This window comes from Yoonia vestfoldensis, assembly GCF_002158905.1.
Lineage (GTDB): Bacteria > Pseudomonadota > Alphaproteobacteria > Rhodobacterales > Rhodobacteraceae > Yoonia > Yoonia vestfoldensis_B.
This window is the reverse complement of sequence record NZ_CP021431.1, coordinates 1,333,441-1,352,061: the sequence shown is the minus strand read 5'-3', so window position 1 is coordinate 1,352,061 and position 18,621 is coordinate 1,333,441. Positions and strand designations below refer to the sequence as shown.

The 18,621-nt window shown below is 60.9% G+C and carries 20 protein-coding genes and 1 tRNA gene; 10 read left to right on the top strand and 11 right to left on the bottom strand.

All coding sequences use genetic code 11. The features are described from left to right. Positions 1-335 precede the first annotated feature (335 nt). From LOKVESSMR4R_RS06595 to purC, 5 genes are read right to left on the bottom strand one after another with little or no spacing between them, the layout of a single operon-like run. Complete coding sequence (locus tag LOKVESSMR4R_RS06595) at positions 336-1,667, bottom strand: sigma-54-dependent transcriptional regulator (RefSeq protein ID WP_087206849.1); 1,332 nt, start codon at positions 1,665-1,667, stop codon at positions 336-338. Positions 1,668-1,676: 9 nt separating this feature from the next. Then, a complete protein-coding gene (locus LOKVESSMR4R_RS06590) occupies positions 1,677-3,431 on the bottom strand; it encodes a sensor histidine kinase (protein WP_087206847.1) in 1,755 nt (584 codons plus the stop codon). 45 nt (positions 3,432-3,476) lie between these two features. Continuing rightward, a complete protein-coding gene (purQ, locus tag LOKVESSMR4R_RS06585) occupies positions 3,477-4,145 on the bottom strand; it encodes a phosphoribosylformylglycinamidine synthase subunit PurQ (RefSeq protein WP_087206845.1) in 669 nt (222 codons plus the stop codon). Between the two features lies 1 nt (position 4,146). After that, the gene (gene purS, locus LOKVESSMR4R_RS06580; protein WP_087206843.1) at positions 4,147-4,377 is read right to left on the bottom strand and encodes a phosphoribosylformylglycinamidine synthase subunit PurS; all 231 of its coding nucleotides are present in this window, start codon (positions 4,375-4,377) and stop codon (positions 4,147-4,149) included. A 14-nt stretch (positions 4,378-4,391) separates the two neighbouring features. Further along, positions 4,392-5,153: a phosphoribosylaminoimidazolesuccinocarboxamide synthase gene (gene purC / locus LOKVESSMR4R_RS06575; RefSeq protein ID WP_087206842.1), complete on the bottom strand. Its 762-nt coding sequence runs from the start codon at positions 5,151-5,153 to the stop codon at positions 4,392-4,394. 132 nt (positions 5,154-5,285) lie between these two features. On the opposite strand from purC, the gene LOKVESSMR4R_RS06570 reads away from it, so the two are divergent. Together LOKVESSMR4R_RS06570 and bmt are read left to right on the top strand one after the other, a co-directional pair. After that, positions 5,286-5,600: a DUF1476 domain-containing protein gene (locus LOKVESSMR4R_RS06570; protein WP_087206840.1), complete on the top strand. Its 315-nt coding sequence runs from the start codon at positions 5,286-5,288 to the stop codon at positions 5,598-5,600. A gap of 18 nt (positions 5,601-5,618) precedes the next feature. Beyond that, entirely contained in the window at positions 5,619-6,638 is a 1,020-nt protein-coding gene (gene bmt, locus LOKVESSMR4R_RS06565; RefSeq protein WP_087206839.1) for a betaine--homocysteine S-methyltransferase, read from the top strand. Between the two features lie 254 nt (positions 6,639-6,892). Here bmt and LOKVESSMR4R_RS06560 read toward each other — a convergent pair whose 3' ends face one another. Beyond that, the gene (locus LOKVESSMR4R_RS06560) at positions 6,893-7,975 is read right to left on the bottom strand and encodes a PA0069 family radical SAM protein (RefSeq protein WP_087206838.1); all 1,083 of its coding nucleotides are present in this window, start codon (positions 7,973-7,975) and stop codon (positions 6,893-6,895) included. 131 nt (positions 7,976-8,106) lie between these two features. Here LOKVESSMR4R_RS06560 and LOKVESSMR4R_RS06555 point away from each other — a divergent pair, with 131 nt between their 5' ends. Genes LOKVESSMR4R_RS06555 through LOKVESSMR4R_RS06545 form a run of 3 tightly spaced genes read left to right on the top strand, consistent with a single transcriptional unit; the run spans position 8,107 to position 9,683 of the window. Continuing rightward, positions 8,107-8,814, top strand: a complete 708-nt coding sequence (locus LOKVESSMR4R_RS06555) for a corrinoid protein (protein ID WP_087206837.1) — start codon at positions 8,107-8,109, stop codon at positions 8,812-8,814. 49 nt (positions 8,815-8,863) lie between these two features. Further along, a complete protein-coding gene (locus LOKVESSMR4R_RS06550) occupies positions 8,864-9,046 on the top strand; it encodes a hypothetical protein (protein WP_237331920.1) in 183 nt (60 codons plus the stop codon). After that, a complete protein-coding gene (locus tag LOKVESSMR4R_RS06545; RefSeq protein ID WP_087206836.1) occupies positions 9,036-9,683 on the top strand; it encodes a DUF1638 domain-containing protein in 648 nt (215 codons plus the stop codon). The genes LOKVESSMR4R_RS06550 and LOKVESSMR4R_RS06545 overlap by 11 nt, the downstream gene beginning before the upstream one ends. Here LOKVESSMR4R_RS06545 and LOKVESSMR4R_RS06540 read toward each other — a convergent pair. The 4 genes from LOKVESSMR4R_RS06540 to purM are packed head-to-tail and all read right to left on the bottom strand — an operon-like array spanning position 9,655 to position 12,946. Next, positions 9,655-10,065 carry a SufE family protein gene (locus LOKVESSMR4R_RS06540; protein WP_087206835.1) on the bottom strand — a complete coding sequence of 137 codons (411 nt, stop codon included), beginning with the start codon at positions 10,063-10,065 and terminating at the stop codon, positions 9,655-9,657. The genes LOKVESSMR4R_RS06545 and LOKVESSMR4R_RS06540 overlap by 29 nt on opposite strands. Before the next feature lie 32 nt (positions 10,066-10,097). Beyond that, entirely contained in the window at positions 10,098-11,255 is a 1,158-nt protein-coding gene (gene rnd, locus LOKVESSMR4R_RS06535; protein WP_087206834.1) for a ribonuclease D, read from the bottom strand. A 57-nt stretch (positions 11,256-11,312) separates the two neighbouring features. Then, positions 11,313-11,909 carry a phosphoribosylglycinamide formyltransferase gene (purN, locus tag LOKVESSMR4R_RS06530; RefSeq protein ID WP_087206833.1) on the bottom strand — a complete coding sequence of 199 codons (597 nt, stop codon included), beginning with the start codon at positions 11,907-11,909 and terminating at the stop codon, positions 11,313-11,315. After that, complete coding sequence (purM, locus tag LOKVESSMR4R_RS06525) at positions 11,906-12,946, bottom strand: phosphoribosylformylglycinamidine cyclo-ligase (RefSeq protein WP_087206832.1); 1,041 nt, start codon at positions 12,944-12,946, stop codon at positions 11,906-11,908. The genes purN and purM overlap by 4 nt, the downstream gene beginning before the upstream one ends. A 179-nt stretch (positions 12,947-13,125) precedes the next feature. Between purM and LOKVESSMR4R_RS06520 the strand changes: the two genes are divergently transcribed. Next, positions 13,126-13,202, top strand: a tRNA-Ile gene (locus tag LOKVESSMR4R_RS06520). Positions 13,203-13,295: 93 nt separating this feature from the next. After that, positions 13,296-14,504: an NADP-dependent isocitrate dehydrogenase gene (locus LOKVESSMR4R_RS06515; protein WP_087206831.1), complete on the top strand. Its 1,209-nt coding sequence runs from the start codon at positions 13,296-13,298 to the stop codon at positions 14,502-14,504. 35 nt (positions 14,505-14,539) lie between these two features. On the opposite strand, the gene LOKVESSMR4R_RS06510 is transcribed toward LOKVESSMR4R_RS06515, so the two are convergent. Next, positions 14,540-15,451, bottom strand: a complete 912-nt coding sequence (locus LOKVESSMR4R_RS06510; protein ID WP_087206830.1) for a transferrin-binding protein-like solute binding protein — start codon at positions 15,449-15,451, stop codon at positions 14,540-14,542. Positions 15,452-15,721: 270 nt separating this feature from the next. On the opposite strand from LOKVESSMR4R_RS06510, the gene LOKVESSMR4R_RS06505 reads away from it, so the two are divergent. The 3 genes from LOKVESSMR4R_RS06505 to typA all read left to right on the top strand — a co-directional run bounded on the left by LOKVESSMR4R_RS06505 (position 15,722) and on the right by typA (position 18,569). Then, the gene (locus LOKVESSMR4R_RS06505; protein ID WP_087206829.1) at positions 15,722-16,336 is read left to right on the top strand and encodes a YitT family protein; all 615 of its coding nucleotides are present in this window, start codon (positions 15,722-15,724) and stop codon (positions 16,334-16,336) included. A gap of 1 nt (position 16,337) precedes the next feature. Further along, positions 16,338-16,673, top strand: a complete 336-nt coding sequence (locus tag LOKVESSMR4R_RS06500) for a DMT family transporter (RefSeq protein WP_087206828.1) — start codon at positions 16,338-16,340, stop codon at positions 16,671-16,673. Positions 16,674-16,751: 78 nt separating this feature from the next. Next, positions 16,752-18,569, top strand: coding sequence for a translational GTPase TypA (gene typA, locus LOKVESSMR4R_RS06495; protein ID WP_087206827.1), 1,818 nt, complete (start codon positions 16,752-16,754; stop codon positions 18,567-18,569). The last annotated feature ends 52 nt before the right edge of the window (positions 18,570-18,621 follow it).

Genomic DNA, 18,621 nt, shown 5'->3' with positions numbered 1-18,621 from the left:
GTCGCGCGGGCAGATGCCGGGCCCCTCGGGGCCGCCATGGTCTTGCCTGTATGTTGCGCGCGTTGCATCGCGGTTCTTCTCCGACCCCGGATCAGGTCCGGGGCCCGTTCAAGGCCCGGCCGGCGCAAAAAGGCGCGCGGCCAAGGGCGTTTTTCTGACCCCGCAGGATCAAATCAGCCGCCACAAAGAGGGGGAAACCCAGCTTCGGGCAGAGAATCTCGATCGGGCATCACCGCGCAACCAAAGCACGAGCACCCGTAATGAATACATAATGGAGATTTGCCCCCCTGCACAAGTGGCTTGCTGCACAGGGGCGCAAAAGCCGCGGCCAGAGCCTAGAGATAATCCGACCGTTGCAGGCTGTATTTGGCCATCTTTTCGTTCAAGGTCCGGCGCGGCAGGCATAATTCATCCATCACCGCGACAATCGACCCGCGATGGCGGCGCATGGTATTGTCGATCAACATCCGCTCAAAGGCTTCGACGAATTCTTTCAGCGGTTTGCCTTCGGTGGTCATGGCGGATTGGGAATCCTCGGTTTCGGTCATCAAAAGCGAGGCGATGGACCCGCTGCCGCGCCGGTTTTGCAACACCGCCCGTTCGGCCACATTGATCAGCTGGCGCACATTGCCGGGCCAGGGGGCCTGCAACAATTGCGCGGCTTCCTGGGCGCTGACCTGCGGCGCGTCACAGCCATATTCATCGGCGAATTGCTCGCCCAGCCGGGTGAAAAGCGTCAAGATATCCTCGCCGCGCTGGCGCAAAGGCGGCACCGTCATCCGCAAGGCGGCCAGCCGGTAGAACAGATCGGGGCGCAGCACGCTTTCGCAGGTCTTGTCCTGTTCCTGCAGATTGCAGATCGCGATGATGCGGGTTTCGGCGGGCGTGCCTTGATCATTGATCGCGGTCAAAAGCCGCGCCTGCAAAGCATGGCTCAGCGCGTCGATATCTTCAAGCACCAGGGTGCCGCCGCGCGCCTCTTCGATGGCGGGGATGGGTTCATCGTCATGGGCGGGGCCAAAGATCACCCGCGCCAGCGTTTCTTCGTCATAGGCGGCGCAGCTGATCAGCACGAATTTGCGGTTGGCGCGCGCCCCCACCGCATGCAGCGCATGGGCGATCAATGTCTTGCCGGTGCCGGTTTCACCATCAATCAGCACATGGCCATCCGCCTGCCCCAGATCGAGGATGTCTTCTTTCAGCCGTTCCATCACCGGCGATTGGCCGATCAGTTTTTTCATCAGCGTGGTGCCATCCGACAATTCGCGGCGCAGCGCGCGGTTATCCAGCGTCAGGCGGCGGGCATGTGTCGCCTTTTTGGCCAATTCGGTCATCCGGTCGGGGTTGAACGGCTTTTCAAGGAAATCAAAGGCGCCGATCCGCATCGCCTCGACCGCCATGGGCACATCGCCGTGACCGGTGATCATGATCACCGGCAAGCTGCTGTCGACGCCCTTGAGCTTTTTGAGAAATTGCATCCCGTCCATACCGGGCATCTTGATATCGCTGACCACGATGCCGGGATAATCGCTGCCCAGCCCTTTGAGCGCATCTTCGGCGCTGGCAAAGGTTTCGGTGTCGAACCCCGACAGGGCCAGCCATTGGCTGATCGACTGGCGCATGTCCTTTTCGTCATCGACGATTGCGATCTTCATGACTTTGCTCATCGTGTCTTCCTATTCTGCCGCTGCCTGGCCCTGCACAAAGGCTGGCAATTGCACTTCAAATATCGCCCCGCCATCCGCCGCATTGCGCGCGGTCAACCGGCCGCCAAGGTCGTTGACGATCCCCGAGGAGATGGCAAGCCCCAGCCCGACCCCGTCGCCGGGCTGTTTGGTGGTGTAGAAGGGTTCAAACAAATGATCGAGATTTTCGATCCCGTCGCCATTGTCATGGATTTGCAGGCTGACGGTATCCCCCACCGCCAACAGGATTTCGATCGTCGGATTGGCGGCGGTCTTGGTCGCATCCAGCGCGTTGCGCAACAGGTTGATGATCACCTGTTCCAGCCGCAGCCTGTCGCCCATGATCATTACCGGTTCGGTGGGCAAGGTGCGGATGATATTGACCGATCTGGTCTTGAGCTGCGGCTCCATCATCGCCAGCGCGGATGACACGGCCGCGCGTGTATCCACAGGCTCAAACGCGTCCGACCCTTTGCGCGCATAGGATTTCAGCTGCCGGGTGATCGCGCCCATCCGTTCCAACAGGTCATCAATGCGCTGGAAGGATGACAAAGCCTCTTCGGGGCGCTGGCGTTGCAGCAACAGCCGCGCGCCTGCCAGATAGGTTTTCATCGCCGCCAGAGGCTGGTTCAATTCATGGCTGACCGCTGCCGACATCTCGCCCAAGGCGGCCAGTTTGGACGATTGCGCAATGGTCTGTTCGGCCACTTGCAGGGTCTTTTCGACCCTTTCACGCTCGGCGATTTCCCGCTGCAAACGGCGGTTCAATGCGCGCAATTCCGCCGATTCGCGCTGAAACAGCACCAGCCGCGAGGCTGTCTGACGCGACATCACCCAGAAACTGACCGCCAGGATGATCGCAAAGCCCATCACCTGCAGCGCCAGGATACCATTGACCTTTTCGCGCACCGAATCGTAAGTGGTGAAATTGACGATCCGCCAGCCCTGATGCGGCACGCGGGCCTCGCGGCGCAGCACGGCCTCGCCGCGCAGATAGGCCTCGGCGGGGGCCATGGCCCAGCTTTGCGTCGCCCGCAGCGCGCGTTCAATCGCCGATGACGCAGGTTGGCGCGCGAGGGCATCGCGTTCCTGCAAGCCGCGCCACAAAGGTTCGGTGGACATGATGATCTTGCCCTCGGCATCGGTCACGAAAACCGCATCCGTCACCCCGGCCCAGCCACGTTCCATCCGGCCGACATCGACCTCGACCATGATCGTGCCCAGCACCTGCCCATTGGATTCGATCTTGCGCGAATAGATGAACGCATAAGCGCCGGTATCCATCCGGTAGGTCGAATAAACCGTCCGGTTGCTGCGCAAGGCATCGACGAAATAGGGCCGCGCGCTGTGATTGACGCCCAGCTCGTTGCGGTTGGTCGCAGCCACGGCGCGCCCTTCGCTATCCAGCAAGGTCAGCGCCGCCGCCCCGATTTCATCGACAAAGGACAACAGCCGTGCGGTCGAGCGGGAATAATCGCGGCTGTTCAACGCTGTGATCAGTTCGGGGTCGCGCGCCAATAGCTGCGGGACGACCGAATTGCGCTGCAGCTCGCTCATCAGATTGGCGCTGTAAAGGGCAAGGCGCAGTTCGGACCGATTGCTGATCGTCTCGGTATAGCGCTGGGTCATCAGCTCGTTGGTGATATACATCACGCTGGCCGCGAAAAGCGTAAACAAGCCCAAGGCGACCCGCATGAACCAGCGGCGCGCGGCGCGTTTCGACCCTTGTGGCACGGCGTCAATCATCGCCAGACTTTACGCCCCGGGCTGCTGGGCGGCAACTCTCAAAGGTCAGGCCGCGACGACCTGCCCGATCAATTCGCGGAAAAGCGCCTGTCCATCGGTGCTGCCATGGCCCGCATCCACCGCGCGTTCAGGATGCGGCATCATGCCCAGCACACGGCGGTTGCCCGAGACGATCCCGGCGATATCCGCCACCGACCCGTTCAAAGGCTGCGCATAGCGAAACGCGATCCGGTCCTCGGCCTGCAAACGCGCCAGCATGGCGGGATCAACGGTGTAATTGCCGTCATGATGCGCCACCGGCAGGCCGATCACCTGCCCCGCCTGATAGCCCGCGGTAAAGGCGGTATCCTGCGTCTGCACCACCAGATCGACGGATTTGCAGATGAATTTCAGGCCGGCATTGCGCATCAAGGCGCCGGGCAGCAGGCCGGTTTCGGTCAGCACCTGAAACCCGTTGCACACGCCCAGCACATAACCACCCCGATCCGCATGGGCCACCACGGCCCGGCAGATCGGCGATTGCGCGGCAATGGCACCGCAGCGCAGGTAATCGCCAAAGGAAAACCCACCCGGAACAGCGACCAGATCGACCGCATCAGGCAGGCTCGCATCCTTGTGCCAGACCATGGTGACATCGGCACCAGCAGCCCGCAAAGCGACAGCCATGTCGCGGTCACAATTCGATCCGGGGAAAACGACGACAGAGGCGCGCATCCTAAAGCACCTCGATCCGGTAGCTTTCGATCACGGTATTGGCCAGCAATTTGTCGCACATCTGCGCAATCGTGGCCTCGGATGTGCCATCGGCCAGATCAAGCTCGATCACCTTGCCCTGACGCACGCCCTGCACCCCGTCAAAGCCAAGACTGCCAAGCGCATGGCGCACGGCCTCGCCCTGCGGGTCCAGAACGCCGGTCTTGAGCATCACATACACACGCGCTTTCATCGGCTCGCCTCGCTTTAATTGATCAATGTGGGTTTGGGGCGATGCGTCACATTGGACGGCATCACGCCAAGGCGCTTGGCGACCTCTGTATAGGCATCGGTCAGATTGCCCAGATCGCGGCGGAACACGTCTTTGTCCAGCTTCTGGCCGGTTTCGATATCCCACAGACGGCAGCTGTCGGGGCTGATTTCATCGGCCAGCAACAGGCGGGGGAATTCATTGTCCCAGACCCGGCCGACCTCGATCTTGAAATCGACCAATTTGATGCCGACGCCATACATGACACCCGACATCCAATCATTGACGCGCAGCGCAAGGCTGACGATATCATCCATATCCTGCTGGCTGGCCCAGCCAAAGGCGATGATATATTCCTCGGGGACCAGCGGATCGCCCAAAGCGTCATCCTTGTAGGAAAACTCGACGATGGGGCGGGGCAATTGCATGCCTTCCTCGATCCCCATGCGCTTGGCCATGGACCCGGCGGCAACATTGCGCACGATGATTTCCAGCGGGATGATCTCGACCTGGCGGATCAATTGTTCGCGCATGTTCAGGCGGCGGATGAAATGGGTGGGAATCCCGATCTGGCCAAGGCCGGTCATGAAAAACTCGCTCAGGCGGTTGTTCAGCACGCCCTTGCCTTCGATCACCGCGCGCTTTTCGGCGTTGAAAGCGGTGGCATCATCCTTGAAATATTGCACCAAAGTTCCCGGTTCCGGGCCTTCATAAAGGATCTTTGCCTTGCCTTCGTAAATTTTCTTGCGGCGCGCCATGCTGACCCCTTACCCTTGTCGCACCCGTGCAAGGTGCTGTCTTCTCCGCCTCTTAGTGCAAGCCCCCCTTGCGGGCAAGCACCTGTGCAGCCATATCTGCTCCAACGAGTCCACCAAAGCGAGGTTTGCCCCATGTCCACCTTCGATGATCGCCAGCAGGCGTTTGAAGCGAAATTCGCCCATGATGCCGAAATGCAGTTCAAGGCAGAGGCGCGGCGCAACAAGCTTTTGGGTCTCTGGGCTGCCGAGCTGATGGGCAAGACCGGCGACGAGGCTGCGGCCTATGCCATCGCCGTGGTGAAATCAGATTTCGAAGAGGCCGGCGATGAAGATGTCTATCGCAAGGTCGCAGGCGATCTAGAGGGCCGTGCCGATGAGGCCACGATCCGCGCGAAAATGGTATCGCTGATGGCCGAGGCCAAGGCGCAGCTGATGACCGAACTCTGACTCTGAAAAGACCCTGTCATGACCAATGCGCTGTCCAAGCTGCTTGAAACCCGCGATTGGCTGATGGCCGACGGGGCAACCGGCACCAATCTGTTCAATATGGGGCTGATGTCGGGCGACGCGCCCGAGATGTGGAACCTCGCAGAACCCGCCAAGATCCGCGCCCTTTACAAAGGGGCCGCCGATGCGGGCAGCGATATCTTTCTGACCAATTCCTTCGGCGGCAATGCCTCGCGGCTGACATTGCATGGCGCGGAAAACCAGGTCCATGAACTCAACAAGGTCGCAGCCGCCTTGGGCCGTGAAATCGCGGATGCTGCGGGCCGGACCATCGTCGTCGCAGGCTCGGTCGGTCCCACCGGCGAGATCATGACGCCAATGGGCACGCTGACCCATGCACGCGCGGTGGAAATGTTCCACGAACAGGCCGAAGGGCTCAAGGCGGGCGGCGCGGATGTGCTCTGGGTGGAAACCATCTCTGCTGCCGAAGAATTCGCCGCTGCCGCCGAAGCCTTCGCGCTGGCAGACATGCCCTGGTGCGGCACGATGAGCTTTGACACAGCCGGGCGCACGATGATGGGTCTGACCTCGGCCGATATGGTCAAAAAGGTCGGCAAACTTGCGCATCAACCGCTGGCTTTCGGCGCCAATTGCGGCACCGGCGCGTCGGATCTTCTGCGCAGCGTGCTGGGCTTTGCCGCCGCCGGCCCGACCCTGCCCTTGATCGCCAAAGGCAATGCCGGCATCCCGAAATACCATGACGGGCATATCCATTACGACGGCACGCCCGAATTGATGGCCGATTACGCCGTGCTGGCCCGCGACAGCGGGGCCACGATCATCGGCGGCTGCTGCGGCACGACACCCGACCATCTGCGCGCAATGCGGCACGCGCTGGAAACCCGCCCCAAAGGCGACGCGCCGACGCTGGATGCGATCACCGCAGCACTAGGCGGCTTCTCCTCGGCCTCGGACGGCACCGATGGCGCCGGGCCAGAGGCCGCCCCCCGCCGCGGCCGCCGCGCAAAACGCGACTGATCCCATCTTCCGAGCCCAAATATCCTCGCCGAAGGCCTAAAAGTTCTTAAAACAACGCCAGCTGATCACCCTTCTGCGGCGGTCTGGCAAAAAGAACATTCCTCAAAGGCAACACACACCCCGGGCCTGCCCCGGGGCCTCGCGCGATCCTCAAAACAACGCCAACTGATCGCCCCTCTGCAGCCGTCTGGCAAAAAGATCATTCCCCAAAGGCAGCCCCCACCCCGGGCCTGCCCCGGGGCCTCGTGCGATCCTCAAAACAACGCCAGCTGGTCACCCTTCTGCGGCGGTCTGGCGAACAGATCATTGCGCAACGGCGACAGCCTCCGGTCCAGCCCCAGCCGTGCGGCGGCCAGTTTGAACCGTTGCTGCGTGATCTTGGCCCAAACCCCCTGCCCCGTCATGCGTTTGCCGAATTCCGGGTCGTAATCGCGCCCGCCATGCAAGGCGCGCACGCGGTTCATCACCCGCGCGGCACGGTCGGGGAAATGCGCTTCCAGCCACTCCTGAAACAGCCCCGCCACCTCGCGCGGCAGGCGCAGCAGGATGCAAGAAGCCGCAACCGCGCCCGCATCATGGGCGGCCTGCAAGATCGCCTCTAGCTCATGATCGGTCAGCGCAGGCACCAAGGGCGCGGCCATGACGCGCACCGGGATGCCTGCATCGCTCAGCGCGCGGATCACCCGCAACCTTGCGGCCGGCAGCGGCACACGCGGTTCCATCGCGCGCGATATCGCGGGGTCCAGCGTGGTGACGGAAATACCGACGCGCACCAGCCCCTTGGCCGCCATATCCGCCAGAATATCGCTGTCGCGCAGGATCAGCGTGCCTTTGGTCACGATGGCCACAGGATGGTTGAAATCGCGCAGCACCTCTAGCACCGCCCGCATGATCTGGCGCTCCTTTTCGATCGGTTGATAAGGGTCGGTATTGGTGCCGATCGCGATCGTGGCGGGCTGATAGCGCGGATTGGACAATTCCTTGCGCAGCTGTTCGGCCGCATTGGGGCGCGCGATCAGCTTTGTTTCAAAATCCAGACCCGGCGACAGGCCCAGAAAGGCATGGCTGGGCCGCGCGAAACAATAGATACAGCCATGTTCGCAGCCGCGATAAGGGTTGATCGAACGGTCAAATGACAGGTCCGGTGATGCATTGCGCGTGATCACCTTGCCGATCATTTCCTCGCTGACGCTGGTGCGCAGCACGGGCAGATCATCGTCCTGATACCAGCCGTCATCCACCGCCTTGGCCGCCAGACGGTCAAAGCGGATTGCCGGATTACCAAGCGCGGCACGGCCCTTGGCACGGTGGGATCGCAGGGTCAGATCATCAGCCATGGCGCAGCATGGAACAAACAAAGAACAAACACAAGCCCACGTCGGTCCTGCGACGGTGAATGTCGCAATCCATCGGGTGGGCATAATGAATTCGGCGCACTACAGGGACAGCAAGTTTCATGAGGGTTCCCATGGCCGACCAAGACGACGACATCATCCTGTCCGAACTGAGCGACGAAGATCTTGTCGCGCAGATGTACGACGACCTTTACGACGGTATGAAAGAAGAGATCGAGGAAGGCGTCAACATCCTCATTGAACGCGGCTGGACCCCCTACCGCGTCCTGACAGAGGCGCTTGTCGGCGGCATGACCATCGTGGGCCATGATTTCCGCGACGGGATCTTGTTCGTCCCCGAGGTGCTGCTGGCCGCCAATGCGATGAAAGGCGGCATGTTCATCCTCAAACCGCTGTTGATCGCCACAGGCGCGCCGCGCGTCGGCAAAATGGTCATCGGCACTGTCAAGGGCGATATCCATGACATCGGCAAGAACCTTGTCGGCATGATGATGGAAGGGGCCGGTTTCGAGGTGATCGATCTGGGCATCAACAATGCGGTCGAAGGCTATCTGGAAGCGCTCGAAGCAGAAAAGCCCGATATTCTGGGCATGTCCGCCCTGCTGACCACAACCATGCCCTATATGAAGGTCGTGATTGATACTTTGGTCGAAAAAGGCATGCGCGACGATTATATCGTGCTGGTCGGCGGCGCCCCTTTGAACGAGGAATTCGGCCGCGCCATCGGCGCCGATGCCTATTGCCGTGATGCCGCTGTCGCGGTGGAAACCGCCAAAACGCTGGTGGCGCGCAAGCATAATCAGGGCGCTGTGCACGCCTGACCCTTTATACGGGCGGCATCAGCGCTTACCTATATTTGATAGGAGACCGATGATGCCGCTTGAAAAACTTGCCATCCTGCTTGTCGCCGTGATTGCGGCCTCTGGTGTGACCATCGCATTGGGGGTCTGGGCTGCGGGTGCGGCCGCCTTGACGCCGATGCTGGGGCTTGCCGCCATCAGCATACTGGTGCTGCTGGCCAGTATCCTGCTGCGCCGCCGCCGTGATCAGTGACGCCAGCCTGAGCCATCAGGGGCTGGCCCCTGCCGGACAGGGCCAGATCCTGCTGATCGCCTGCGGCGCGCTGGCACGCGAAATCCTTGCGCTGAAGGCTGCCAATGGCTGGACCCATCTGGACCTGCATTGCCTGCCCGCCATTCTGCATAACCACCCCGAAAAGATCATCCCCGCCCTGCGCGCGGCTGTCGCCAAACATGGCGCGGATTATCACGATATCTTTGTGGTCTATGCCGATTGCGGCACCGGCGGGCTGTTGCAGGCGGCCTGCGACGATCTGGGCCTGCGCATGGTGGCGGGGCCGCATTGCTATGCGTTTTTCGAAGGTGTCGACGCCTTTGCCGCCCGTGACGAAATCACCGCCTTTTACCTGACCGATTTTCTGGTCCGGCAATTCGATGCCTTTGTCTGGGAACCGCTTGGCCTGCACAAACACCCCGCCCTGCGGGACATGTATTTCGGCAATTACGAAAAACTGGTCTATCAGGCGCAGACCGATGATCCCGCCCTGACCGCCAAGGCGCAGGATTGCGCCGCGCGTCTGGGTCTGGCCTTCGAGCGGCGCTTTACCGGCTATGGCGATCTGGCCACGGCCCTTGCAGGCGTCACAGCGCCGCCGCCGCCGTCTGCCTGATCCTTTCGACCATGGCGCGCAAACCATTGGACCGCTGCGCCGACAGATGATCATTCAGCCCCAAACGGCCCAATGCGGCGGGCGCGTCGATCTTGACCACCTCGGCCACGGGCTGGTCGTCGTAAAGCGTGCGCAGCACCGCGATCAGCCCCCGCACGATCATCGCATCGCTTTCGCCGCGAAAGGTAAAGATACCGTCCTTGATCTGGGGGACCAGCCAGACCTGACTGGCGCAGCCGTCCACCTTGGTCGCAGGCACGCGCAAGGCATCCTCTAACGGGTCCATCGCGCGGCCCATGTCGATCACATGGCGGTAACGGTCTTCCCAATCATCCAGAAAGGCGAATGTCTCGACAAGCTCTTCAAAGGCGGGGTTGGTCATATCTCATTTCCTTCAGTCACGCCTGATCTAGCCTAAAGCGGGACGGTGACCACCTTTTGGCCTTTGACCGCCAGCCCGACCTTGCCTTCGCACAGCTGCAAGGCCGCATCGCCAAAAACATCGCGCCGCCAGCCTTTCAGCGCGGGCATATCGCGCATCCCTGCCGCCAAAGCATCCAGATCAGCCGAAGAGGCGATCAGCTTGGACGCCACCCCCGCATCATCGGTCACCGCCTTCAAAAGCACGCGCAGCATATCGGCCAAGGCGGGATTGACCTGCAATTTGGCGCGGCTCAGGTCAGGTTCGGGCAGATCGCCGGGTTTGGCGGCCATCCCGGCCTTGATGGCGGCAAGGATACCTTCGGCAATCTCGCCCTTGCGGGCCTCGCGCAACAACAGCCGGGACCGGTTCAAATCGTTTTCATTCAATGGCTTGGTCGAGGCAAGTTCAACCAAAGCATCATCTTTATAGACCCGGCTGCGCGGAATATCCCGCGCCTGCGCATAGGTTTCACGAAACCGCGCCAATTCGCGCACGATGGCCAGAAACCGGCCCGAGGTCGTGCGCGTCTTGACCCGCATCCAGGCCTCATCAGGATTGGATTGATAGGTGGCGGGATCATTCAGCACCGCCATTTCCTCTTCTACCCATTGGGCGCGGCCCGATTTGGCCAGCCGGTTGGCCAGATATTCATAAACATCGCGCAGATGGGTGACATCGGCCAGCGCATAGGCGGCCTGCGCCTCGGTCAGCGGACGGCGCGACCAATCGGTAAAGCGCGATGATTTGTCCACCTCGGCCTTGGCGATCTTGCGCACCAAGGTCTCATAGCCCGCCTGTTCGCCAAAGCCGCAGACCATCGCCGCGACCTGCGTGTCGAACAAAGGCGCGGGGATCACACCCGCATCGACATGGAAAATCTCTAGGTCCTGGCGGGCGGCATGGAACACTTTGACAACACCGGGATCGCGGAACAGGTCATATAGCGGGTCCAGCGCGATACCATCCGCCAGCGGATCGACCAGCACCGCATCCTCGCCCGCCGCATCGCGATAGGCCATCTGCACAAGGCACAGCTTGGAATAATAGGTGCGTTCGCGCAGGAATTCGGTATCGACGGTGACATAGGCGCGTTTGGCGGCTTCGGTGCAAAATGCGGCCAGCTCGGCAGTCGTGGTGATGATCTTCATGCAATGTCCGTCGGTTTGATACGCCCTTGATAGGGCAAGGCGCGGGCAATGAAAAGATCACCCACCCAGCATGACCGGACGCGCATCCCCTGCCGCAAAACGGCGCAAAACGGCGGGATAAAGCGCATGTTCCAAAGGCAGCAGCCGCGCGGCCAATGTCTCGGGCGTATCACCGGGCAAAACCGGCATGACCGCCTGCCCCAGCACCGGCCCGTCATCCAGTGCCGCGGTGACCTCATGCACGCTGCAACCGTGCTGGGCATCGCCTGCTTCCAGCGCGCGGGCATGGGTGTGCAAACCGCGATATTTCGGCAAAAGCGACGGATGGATATTCAGCATCCGGCCTTCCCAGCTTTGGATAAAGTCCGCCCCCAGAATGCGCATGAAACCGGCCAGGCAGATGATATCGGGCTGCACATCCAGCAAGGCGCTGTGCAAAGCCGCCTCAAACGCGGCGCGGTCCTTGGCAAAGGCGCGGTGATCAACCACCGCTGTCGGCACGCCCAGCCCTGCCGCCTTGGCCAGCCCCCCCGCCGCCGGATCATTGGACAAAACCAGCACCGGCCGCGCGGGATGATCACCCGTCATGGATTTGACCAGCGCGTCCATATTGGACCCGCCGCCCGAAATCAGGATCGCCACCTTTTTGGTCACACAAGCGCGCCCGTATAGCGGATGCCTGCGCCTTGGGTCACAGTGCCAAGGCGGTGAACCGTCTCGCCGGCTTGCGACAAAAGCGCTGCCAGCGCTTCGGCGCGGGCGGCATCAACGACCAGCACCATGCCGATGCCGGCGTTGAAGGTTTTCAGCAATTCGGCCTGCGCCATGCCCCCGCTTTGCACCAGCCAGCCAAAGACAGGCGGCAAGGCCCAGGATTCCAGATCGATATCCGCGCCCAGATCATCCGGCAACACACGCGGCAGATTCTCGGTCAAGCCGCCGCCGGTGATATGGGCCAGCGCATGCACGCCCCCTGCGCGCACGGCGGCCAGTGCTGGCTGCACATAAAGCCGAGTGGGCGTCAAAAGTGCGGCACCCAAGGACGCATCAGCAAATGGCGCGGCATCATCCCAGCCCAGCCCGGAAAGTTCTACAATCCGGCGCACCAGCGAATAGCCGTTGGAATGCACACCGTCAGAGGCAAGCCCCAGCAGCACATCACCCGCCACCACATCGCGCGGCAGATCGGCGCCGCGTTCCATGGCGCCCACGGCAAAACCCGCCAGATCGAAATCACCCTTGTGATACATGCCCGGCATTTCCGCCGTCTCGCCGCCGATCAAGGCACAGCCAGAGGCTTCGCAACCCGCCGCAATCCCGTTGATGATACGCGTCGCCTGATCCAGCTCCAGCTTGCCAGTGGCGAAATAATCCAGAAAGAATAGGGGCTCGGCCCCCTGACAGACCAGATCATTGACACACATCGCAACCAGATCGATCCCGATCGTGTCGACATGGCCGGTATCAATCGCGATGCGCAGCTTGGTGCCGACCCCATCGGTCGCGGCCACCAGCACCGGATCGACATAGCCCGCAGCTTTGAGATCAAAGAGCGCCCCAAACCCGCCCAGCCCGGACATCACACCAGACCGCGCCGTGCGCTTGGCCGCAGGCTTGATCCGTTCCACCAAAGAATTGCCCGCGTCGATATCGACCCCCGCATCCGCATAAGTCAGGCCATTTTTACGCATCTGGGGCACCCCTTTGTCTGGTTGACCTGCGGTTAGCGCAAGCCCGCGCCCCGCGCAACGCCCTCCTGTGCATCTTCCGAGCATAAATATCCCCGCCGGAGGCATAAAAGGTCTTTTCGACAGGGCGCAAAGCGAAAAGCTTGACCATCGGCACAGCGCCGATTAACCCGATCACCGGGGGGCCTGTAGCTCAATTGGTCAGAGCAGAGCGCTCATAACGCTTTGGTTGCGGGTTCAAGTCCTGCCGGGCCTACCACCCCAATTTCAGTATACAAATGCATACAGCCCTTCCCGTGGGGGGCTTTTTGCGCTATGAGCGGCGCAGAATCCACGCCAAACGGAGCTTTGCATGTCCAAGATCAAGGTAGAAAACCCTGTCGTCGAACTCGACGGCGATGAAATGACCCGGATCATCTGGGATTTCATCAAGAAGAAACTGATCCTGCCCTATCTCGACCTGGATCTGAAATATTACGATCTGGGCATGGAAGTCCGGGACGAAACCAATGACCAGATCACCGTGGATGCCGCCGAGGCGATCAAGAAATACGGTGTCGGCGTCAAATGCGCGACCATCACCCCCGATGAACAACGGGTCGAGGAATTCGGCCTCAAACAGATGTGGCGCAGCCCCAACGGCACGATCCGCAACATCCTGGGCGGTGTGGTGTTCCGCGCGCCGATCATCTGCAAGAACGTGCCGCGCCTTGTGCCCGGCTGGACCGACCCGATCGTCATCGGCCGTCATGCGTTCGGTGATCAGTATAAAGCCACCGATTTCCTGATGCCCGGCAAAGGCCAGCTGACGATGAAATTCGTGGGCGACGATGGCACGGTGATCGAAAAGGTGGTCTATGACAGCCCCGGCGCCGGTGTGGCGATGGGCATGTATAACCTTGATGAAAGCATCATCGACTTTGCCCGCGCCTCGTTGAACTATGGTCTGAACCTGGGCTGGCCGGTCTATCTGTCCACCAAGAACACGATCCTCAAAGCCTATGACGGGCGTTTCAAGGATCTGTTCCAAAAGGTCTATGAAGAAGAATTCGCCGATAAATTCAAAGCCGCGGGCATCACCTATGAACACCGGCTGATCGACGATATGGTCGCCGCCGCGATGAAATGGTCGGGCAAATTCGTCTGGGCCTGCAAAAACTATGACGGCGACGTGCAATCCGACACGGTGGCGCAGGGCTTTGGCTCGCTCGGGCTGATGACATCGGCGCTGATGACCCCCGATGGCAAGGTCGTCGAGGCCGAGGCCGCCCATGGCACCGTCACCCGCCATTATCGCCAGCATCAGGCGGGCAAGGCGACCTCGACCAATTCCATCGCCTCGATCTTTGCCTGGACCGGCGGGCTCAAGCACCGCGCGAAACTGGATGACAATGCGCAGCTGATGACTTTTGCGACGACGCTGGAAAAGGTCGTGGTGGATACGGTCGAAAGCGGGTTCATGACCAAGGATCTGGCGCTGCTGGTCGGTCCCGACCAGAAATGGCTGACAACCGAAGGTTTCCTGGAAAAAGTGGACCAGAACCTGAACGCCGCGATGTAGCATCAAAGGGGGGCCATCTGGCCCCCCTTTTCACATTATTGCGCGCCCAGAAAAACCAGGCTGCCCTTGGTTTGCACGGGGCCTGCGCTGGATGTCGCGGTCTCGTCGAGCACGGCAATGCCGCCGATCTCGGCGCCGGTCTGACCAAAGAAATTACCCGCCAGCGATGTGTTCGAAACACAGGCCTCTGCGGTCAGGCAATCGATCCGCGTCGCCGTTGCGGTGAATGTCGAACCGCTGCGGCTGCCCGAGAGTGAAAAGGCGTCATTTCGGGCGCTGGCAGCTGTTGCCGCATCATCCAGACCGCTGGTCCGGCTGCGCAGCACCAAGGTTCCGTCGATTGCAGAGGTTGCAAAATTCGCATTGATCGTGCCATTGCCATCCAGCAACAAGCTACGGTCAGCTTTATCGACAGTTTCGGTGCCTCTGCCCTCAAGGCTGACAGCATAGCTTGCCGATCCGGTCAGGTTTGCCGGATTGGTGTCATTGCCGACCACCAGATAAACCGTATCGAATTTTATCTCACCGCCGATGAAGCCGCTCTGCAGATAGGTATAGGCAGAAACCGCCGTGCCCGGGTTCAGAATGCGCGAAACGAAATGGCTGAAATCATCAGAGCGATAGGAATCCCCCGTGCCAATGCGGTCCAGCACCGCCGTGTTGCCATCAAAGGTGACTTCGATCGAATCCTCTGTCAGCCCCCGAATTGTCATGGTTTCCTGTCGAAAGCGGTCCGTGCTGCTGCCCCGGCTGTCGGTCGCGCCTTGGACAGTGGCGGTCTGGCCATTGACGACAGCGCCAAGCGATCCGCTGCCCGCGGTCTGCGCATCTGCGAAAGGCAGGCCATTGGTGCCATTGCCGACAGCGCTGCTGACACTGCCCCCGCCATCGCATCCCGCAAGGGCCGCAGCCCCGGCAAGCAGCGCAACATGCAATTTGATATTCATTTTAAACACATCCTAACTTTTTAACGCGCACCAAAGGGCAGGACAGACTCGTCCTTAACAAAAGGTAAACATCGCCGCAGGGGCAACGCAATGCAAAACTCTGCCTGAGGTTGTATTGGTCGCGGCCTGTCATTGCCCTGCCACAAGGCGACGGCACAAGGCGACGGTACAGCGCGACAGCACCCGCGCCAAAGCCTGCAGAGCGTGTATCGCGGTCTTTTTTGCACGCGGTGCTTGCCTATCGGGGCGGGCTTGACTAACCGCCATGGCATGATTCAGCCTGCCGCCACCCCCGCCCCGCATAGCCCTGTCGAAGACGCACAAGCCTTTGCGCTTGGCACCGCACTTTGTGCGCTGGGGGTGACGATGCTGACACATCTGGGGTTGATTACCGGTCAGACGGCGGGGCTGGCCGTGCTGTTATCTTATGCGACGGGATTATCCTTTGGGCTGGTGTTCTTTTGCGTCAACCTGCCGTTTTACGCGCTGGCATGGCTGCGGATGGGGCCAAGGTTCACGCTCAAAAGCTTTCTTTGCGTTGGGCTGGTATCGCTGATGGCCGAAAGCTTTCCACGGCTGATCGTGTTTCAGACGCTGGACCCGTTACTGGGGGCAATGCTGGTGGGGGCGGTCACCGGGTTGGGGTTGATCGTGCTCTTCCGCCATGGCGCGAGCCTGGGGGGCATCGGCATTCTGGCGCTGTTTTTGCAGGATCGCACCGGGTTTCGCGCAGGCTATACCCAGCTGATCTTTGATCTATGCCTGTTCGGCGCGGCCTTTGTGGTGATCGCGCCGGGGCTGGTGCTATATTCGCTGGCGGGGGCGCTGGTGGCGAACCTGATCATCGCGACCAACCACCGCCCCGACCGCTATACAGGACGCTGACATGCCGGTGCATTACATCATCTTGATCTTTGCAATCATCGCCGAAACCATCGGCACCACGGCCTTGCAGGCCAGCCAGCAATTCACGCGGCTTTGGCCCTCGGTCATCGTGGTCATCGCTTATGGCGTCTCTTTCTACCTGCTGGCGCTGGCGCTGCGGTTCATGCCGGTGGGGGTGGTCTATGCGATGTGGTCGGGGCTGGGGATCGTGATGATCGCGATCATCGGCTATCTGGTCTTTGGCCAAAGGCTTGATCTGCCCGCGCTGATCGGGATCGGGATGATCCTTTGCGGTATCCTTGTGATCCATCTTTTTTCGCAGACATCGCCCCACTGAGGCGCAGCTGCGATTAAGGGGTGGCTTTTGCTGCGATTGCACGGTATCGCGCAGCTAAATTTCCCATAAGGCTGACCCATGGATATCCGCAATATCGCGATCATCGCGCACGTTGACCACGGCAAGACAACGCTTGTCGACGAACTTTTGAAACAATCTGGTGTGTACCGCGAAAACGAGGCCACCACCGAACGCGCGATGGACAGCAACGACATCGAACGCGAACGCGGCATCACCATTCTGGCCAAATGCACAAGCGTTGAATGGAAAGGCACGCGGATCAATATCGTCGATACCCCCGGCCACGCCGATTTCGGCGGCGAGGTCGAACGCATCCTGTCGATGGTCGATGGCGTCGTGTTGCTGGTGGATGCGGCCGAAGGGCCGATGCCGCAGACGAAATTCGTGACCTCCAAGGCGCTGGCGCTGGGGCTGCGCCCGATTGTCGTGGTCAACAAGGTCGACAAGGCCGATGGCGAGCCCGATCAGGCCGTTGATGACGTGTTCGACCTCTTTGCCGCCCTTGAAGCCACCGATGAACAGCTGGATTTCCCGGTGATGTATGCCTCTGGCCGCGCTGGCTGGTGTGACGAACAGCTGGACGGGCCGCGCAAGGATCTGTCCGCGCTGTTTGACAAAGTGTTGCAGCATGTCCCGATGCCCGCCCAGATCAGCCGCCGGGACGAGCCGTTCCAGATGCTGGCCACCACATTGTCGGCCGATCCGTTCATCGGGCGCATCCTGACCGGCCGGGTCGAGGCAGGCACATTGCGCGCAGGCGAAACCGTCAAGGCATTGTCGCGCAATGGCGACAAGATCGAACAATTCCGCGTCTCGAAGATCCTGGCGTTCCGTGGTCTGGGCCAGCAGCCTATCGAGGCCGCCGAAGCTGGCGATATCGTCACGCTGGCGGGCATGACCAAGGCCACCGTGGCCGATACGATCTGCGATCTGGGCATCGACACGGCGATTCCCGCCCAGCCGATTGATCCGCCGACCATCACCGTGACCTTCGGGATCAACGACAGCCCGTTGGCAGGCCGCGATGGCAAAAAGGTACAAAGCCGCGTCATCCGCGAACGGCTGATGCGCGAATCAGAGGTCAATGTCGCGATCAAGGTCGCCGATACCCCGATGGGCGATGCTTTCGAAGTCTCGGGCCGGGGCGAATTGCAGATGGGCGTGCTGATCGAGAACATGCGCCGCGAAGGGTTCGAGCTGTCGATTTCCCGCCCGCAGGTGATTTTCAAGGATATCGACGGCGTCCGCCATGAACCGATCGAAGAAGCCACGATTGACGTGGATGACGAATATACCGGCGCGGTCGTCGAAAAACTGACCGGCCCGCGCAAGGGCGAATTGGTCGAGATGAAACCCGCAGGTGCCGGCAAGACCCGCATCATCGCGCATGTGCCGTCGCGCGGGTTGATCGGCTATCACGGTGAATTCCTGACCGACACCCGCGGATCGGGCATTCTGAACCGGCTGTTCCATGGCTGGGCGCCTTACAAGGGCAAGATCGAAGGCCGCCGTCAGGGGGTTCTGATCTCGATGGAAAACGGCACATCGGTTGCCTATGCTTTGTGGAAACTCGAAGACCGCGGCAAGTTTTTCATCGGCGCGCAAGAGGCGGTCTATACCGGCATGATCATCGGCGAACATAGCCGCGACAATGATCTGGAGGTCAACCCGCTCAAAGGCAAGCAGCTGACCAACGTGCGCGCCTCTGGCACCGATGAGGCCGTGCGCCTGACGACGCCGGTGACCATGTCGCTGGAACAGGCCATCGCCTATATCGATGATGATGAATTGGTCGAAGTGACCCCCAATGCGGTCCGTCTGCGCAAGCGGTTCCTGGACCCGCATGAGCGCAAGAAAAATTCGCGCAGCGCCTAAGGTTGTTTCGCGCTGGTCAGGCCAGCGCGAAGCCTCCGGCGGGGATATTTAG

What these genes read in the sequence shown, in the direction of transcription:
- LOKVESSMR4R_RS06550 (WP_237331920.1), top strand. Translation starts at nt 8,864, where the DNA reads ATGATGCCGCTTGAAAAACTTGCCATCCTGCTTGTCGCCGTGATTGCG.
- LOKVESSMR4R_RS06510 (WP_087206830.1), bottom strand. Translation starts at nt 15,451, where the DNA reads ATGAATATCAAATTGCATGTTGCGCTGCTTGCCGGGGCTGCGGCCCTT.
- purS (WP_087206843.1), bottom strand. Translation starts at nt 4,377, where the DNA reads ATGAAAGCGCGTGTGTATGTGATGCTCAAGACCGGCGTTCTGGACCCG.
- purM (WP_087206832.1), bottom strand. Translation starts at nt 12,946, where the DNA reads ATGCGTAAAAATGGCCTGACTTATGCGGATGCGGGGGTCGATATCGAC.
- LOKVESSMR4R_RS06570 (WP_087206840.1), top strand. Translation starts at nt 5,286, where the DNA reads ATGTCCACCTTCGATGATCGCCAGCAGGCGTTTGAAGCGAAATTCGCC.
- rnd (WP_087206834.1), bottom strand. Translation starts at nt 11,255, where the DNA reads ATGAAGATCATCACCACGACTGCCGAGCTGGCCGCATTTTGCACCGAA.
- LOKVESSMR4R_RS06515 (WP_087206831.1), top strand. Translation starts at nt 13,296, where the DNA reads ATGTCCAAGATCAAGGTAGAAAACCCTGTCGTCGAACTCGACGGCGAT.
- purQ (WP_087206845.1), bottom strand. Translation starts at nt 4,145, where the DNA reads ATGCGCGCCTCTGTCGTCGTTTTCCCCGGATCGAATTGTGACCGCGAC.
- purC (WP_087206842.1), bottom strand. Translation starts at nt 5,153, where the DNA reads ATGGCGCGCCGCAAGAAAATTTACGAAGGCAAGGCAAAGATCCTTTAT.
- bmt (WP_087206839.1), top strand. Translation starts at nt 5,619, where the DNA reads ATGACCAATGCGCTGTCCAAGCTGCTTGAAACCCGCGATTGGCTGATG.
- LOKVESSMR4R_RS06560 (WP_087206838.1), bottom strand. Translation starts at nt 7,975, where the DNA reads ATGGCTGATGATCTGACCCTGCGATCCCACCGTGCCAAGGGCCGTGCC.
- typA (WP_087206827.1), top strand. Translation starts at nt 16,752, where the DNA reads ATGGATATCCGCAATATCGCGATCATCGCGCACGTTGACCACGGCAAG.
- LOKVESSMR4R_RS06595 (WP_087206849.1), bottom strand. Translation starts at nt 1,667, where the DNA reads ATGAGCAAAGTCATGAAGATCGCAATCGTCGATGACGAAAAGGACATG.
- LOKVESSMR4R_RS06505 (WP_087206829.1), top strand. Translation starts at nt 15,722, where the DNA reads ATGATTCAGCCTGCCGCCACCCCCGCCCCGCATAGCCCTGTCGAAGAC.
- LOKVESSMR4R_RS06500 (WP_087206828.1), top strand. Translation starts at nt 16,338, where the DNA reads ATGCCGGTGCATTACATCATCTTGATCTTTGCAATCATCGCCGAAACC.
- LOKVESSMR4R_RS06555 (WP_087206837.1), top strand. Translation starts at nt 8,107, where the DNA reads ATGGCCGACCAAGACGACGACATCATCCTGTCCGAACTGAGCGACGAA.
- LOKVESSMR4R_RS06540 (WP_087206835.1), bottom strand. Translation starts at nt 10,065, where the DNA reads ATGACCAACCCCGCCTTTGAAGAGCTTGTCGAGACATTCGCCTTTCTG.
- LOKVESSMR4R_RS06590 (WP_087206847.1), bottom strand. Translation starts at nt 3,431, where the DNA reads ATGATTGACGCCGTGCCACAAGGGTCGAAACGCGCCGCGCGCCGCTGG.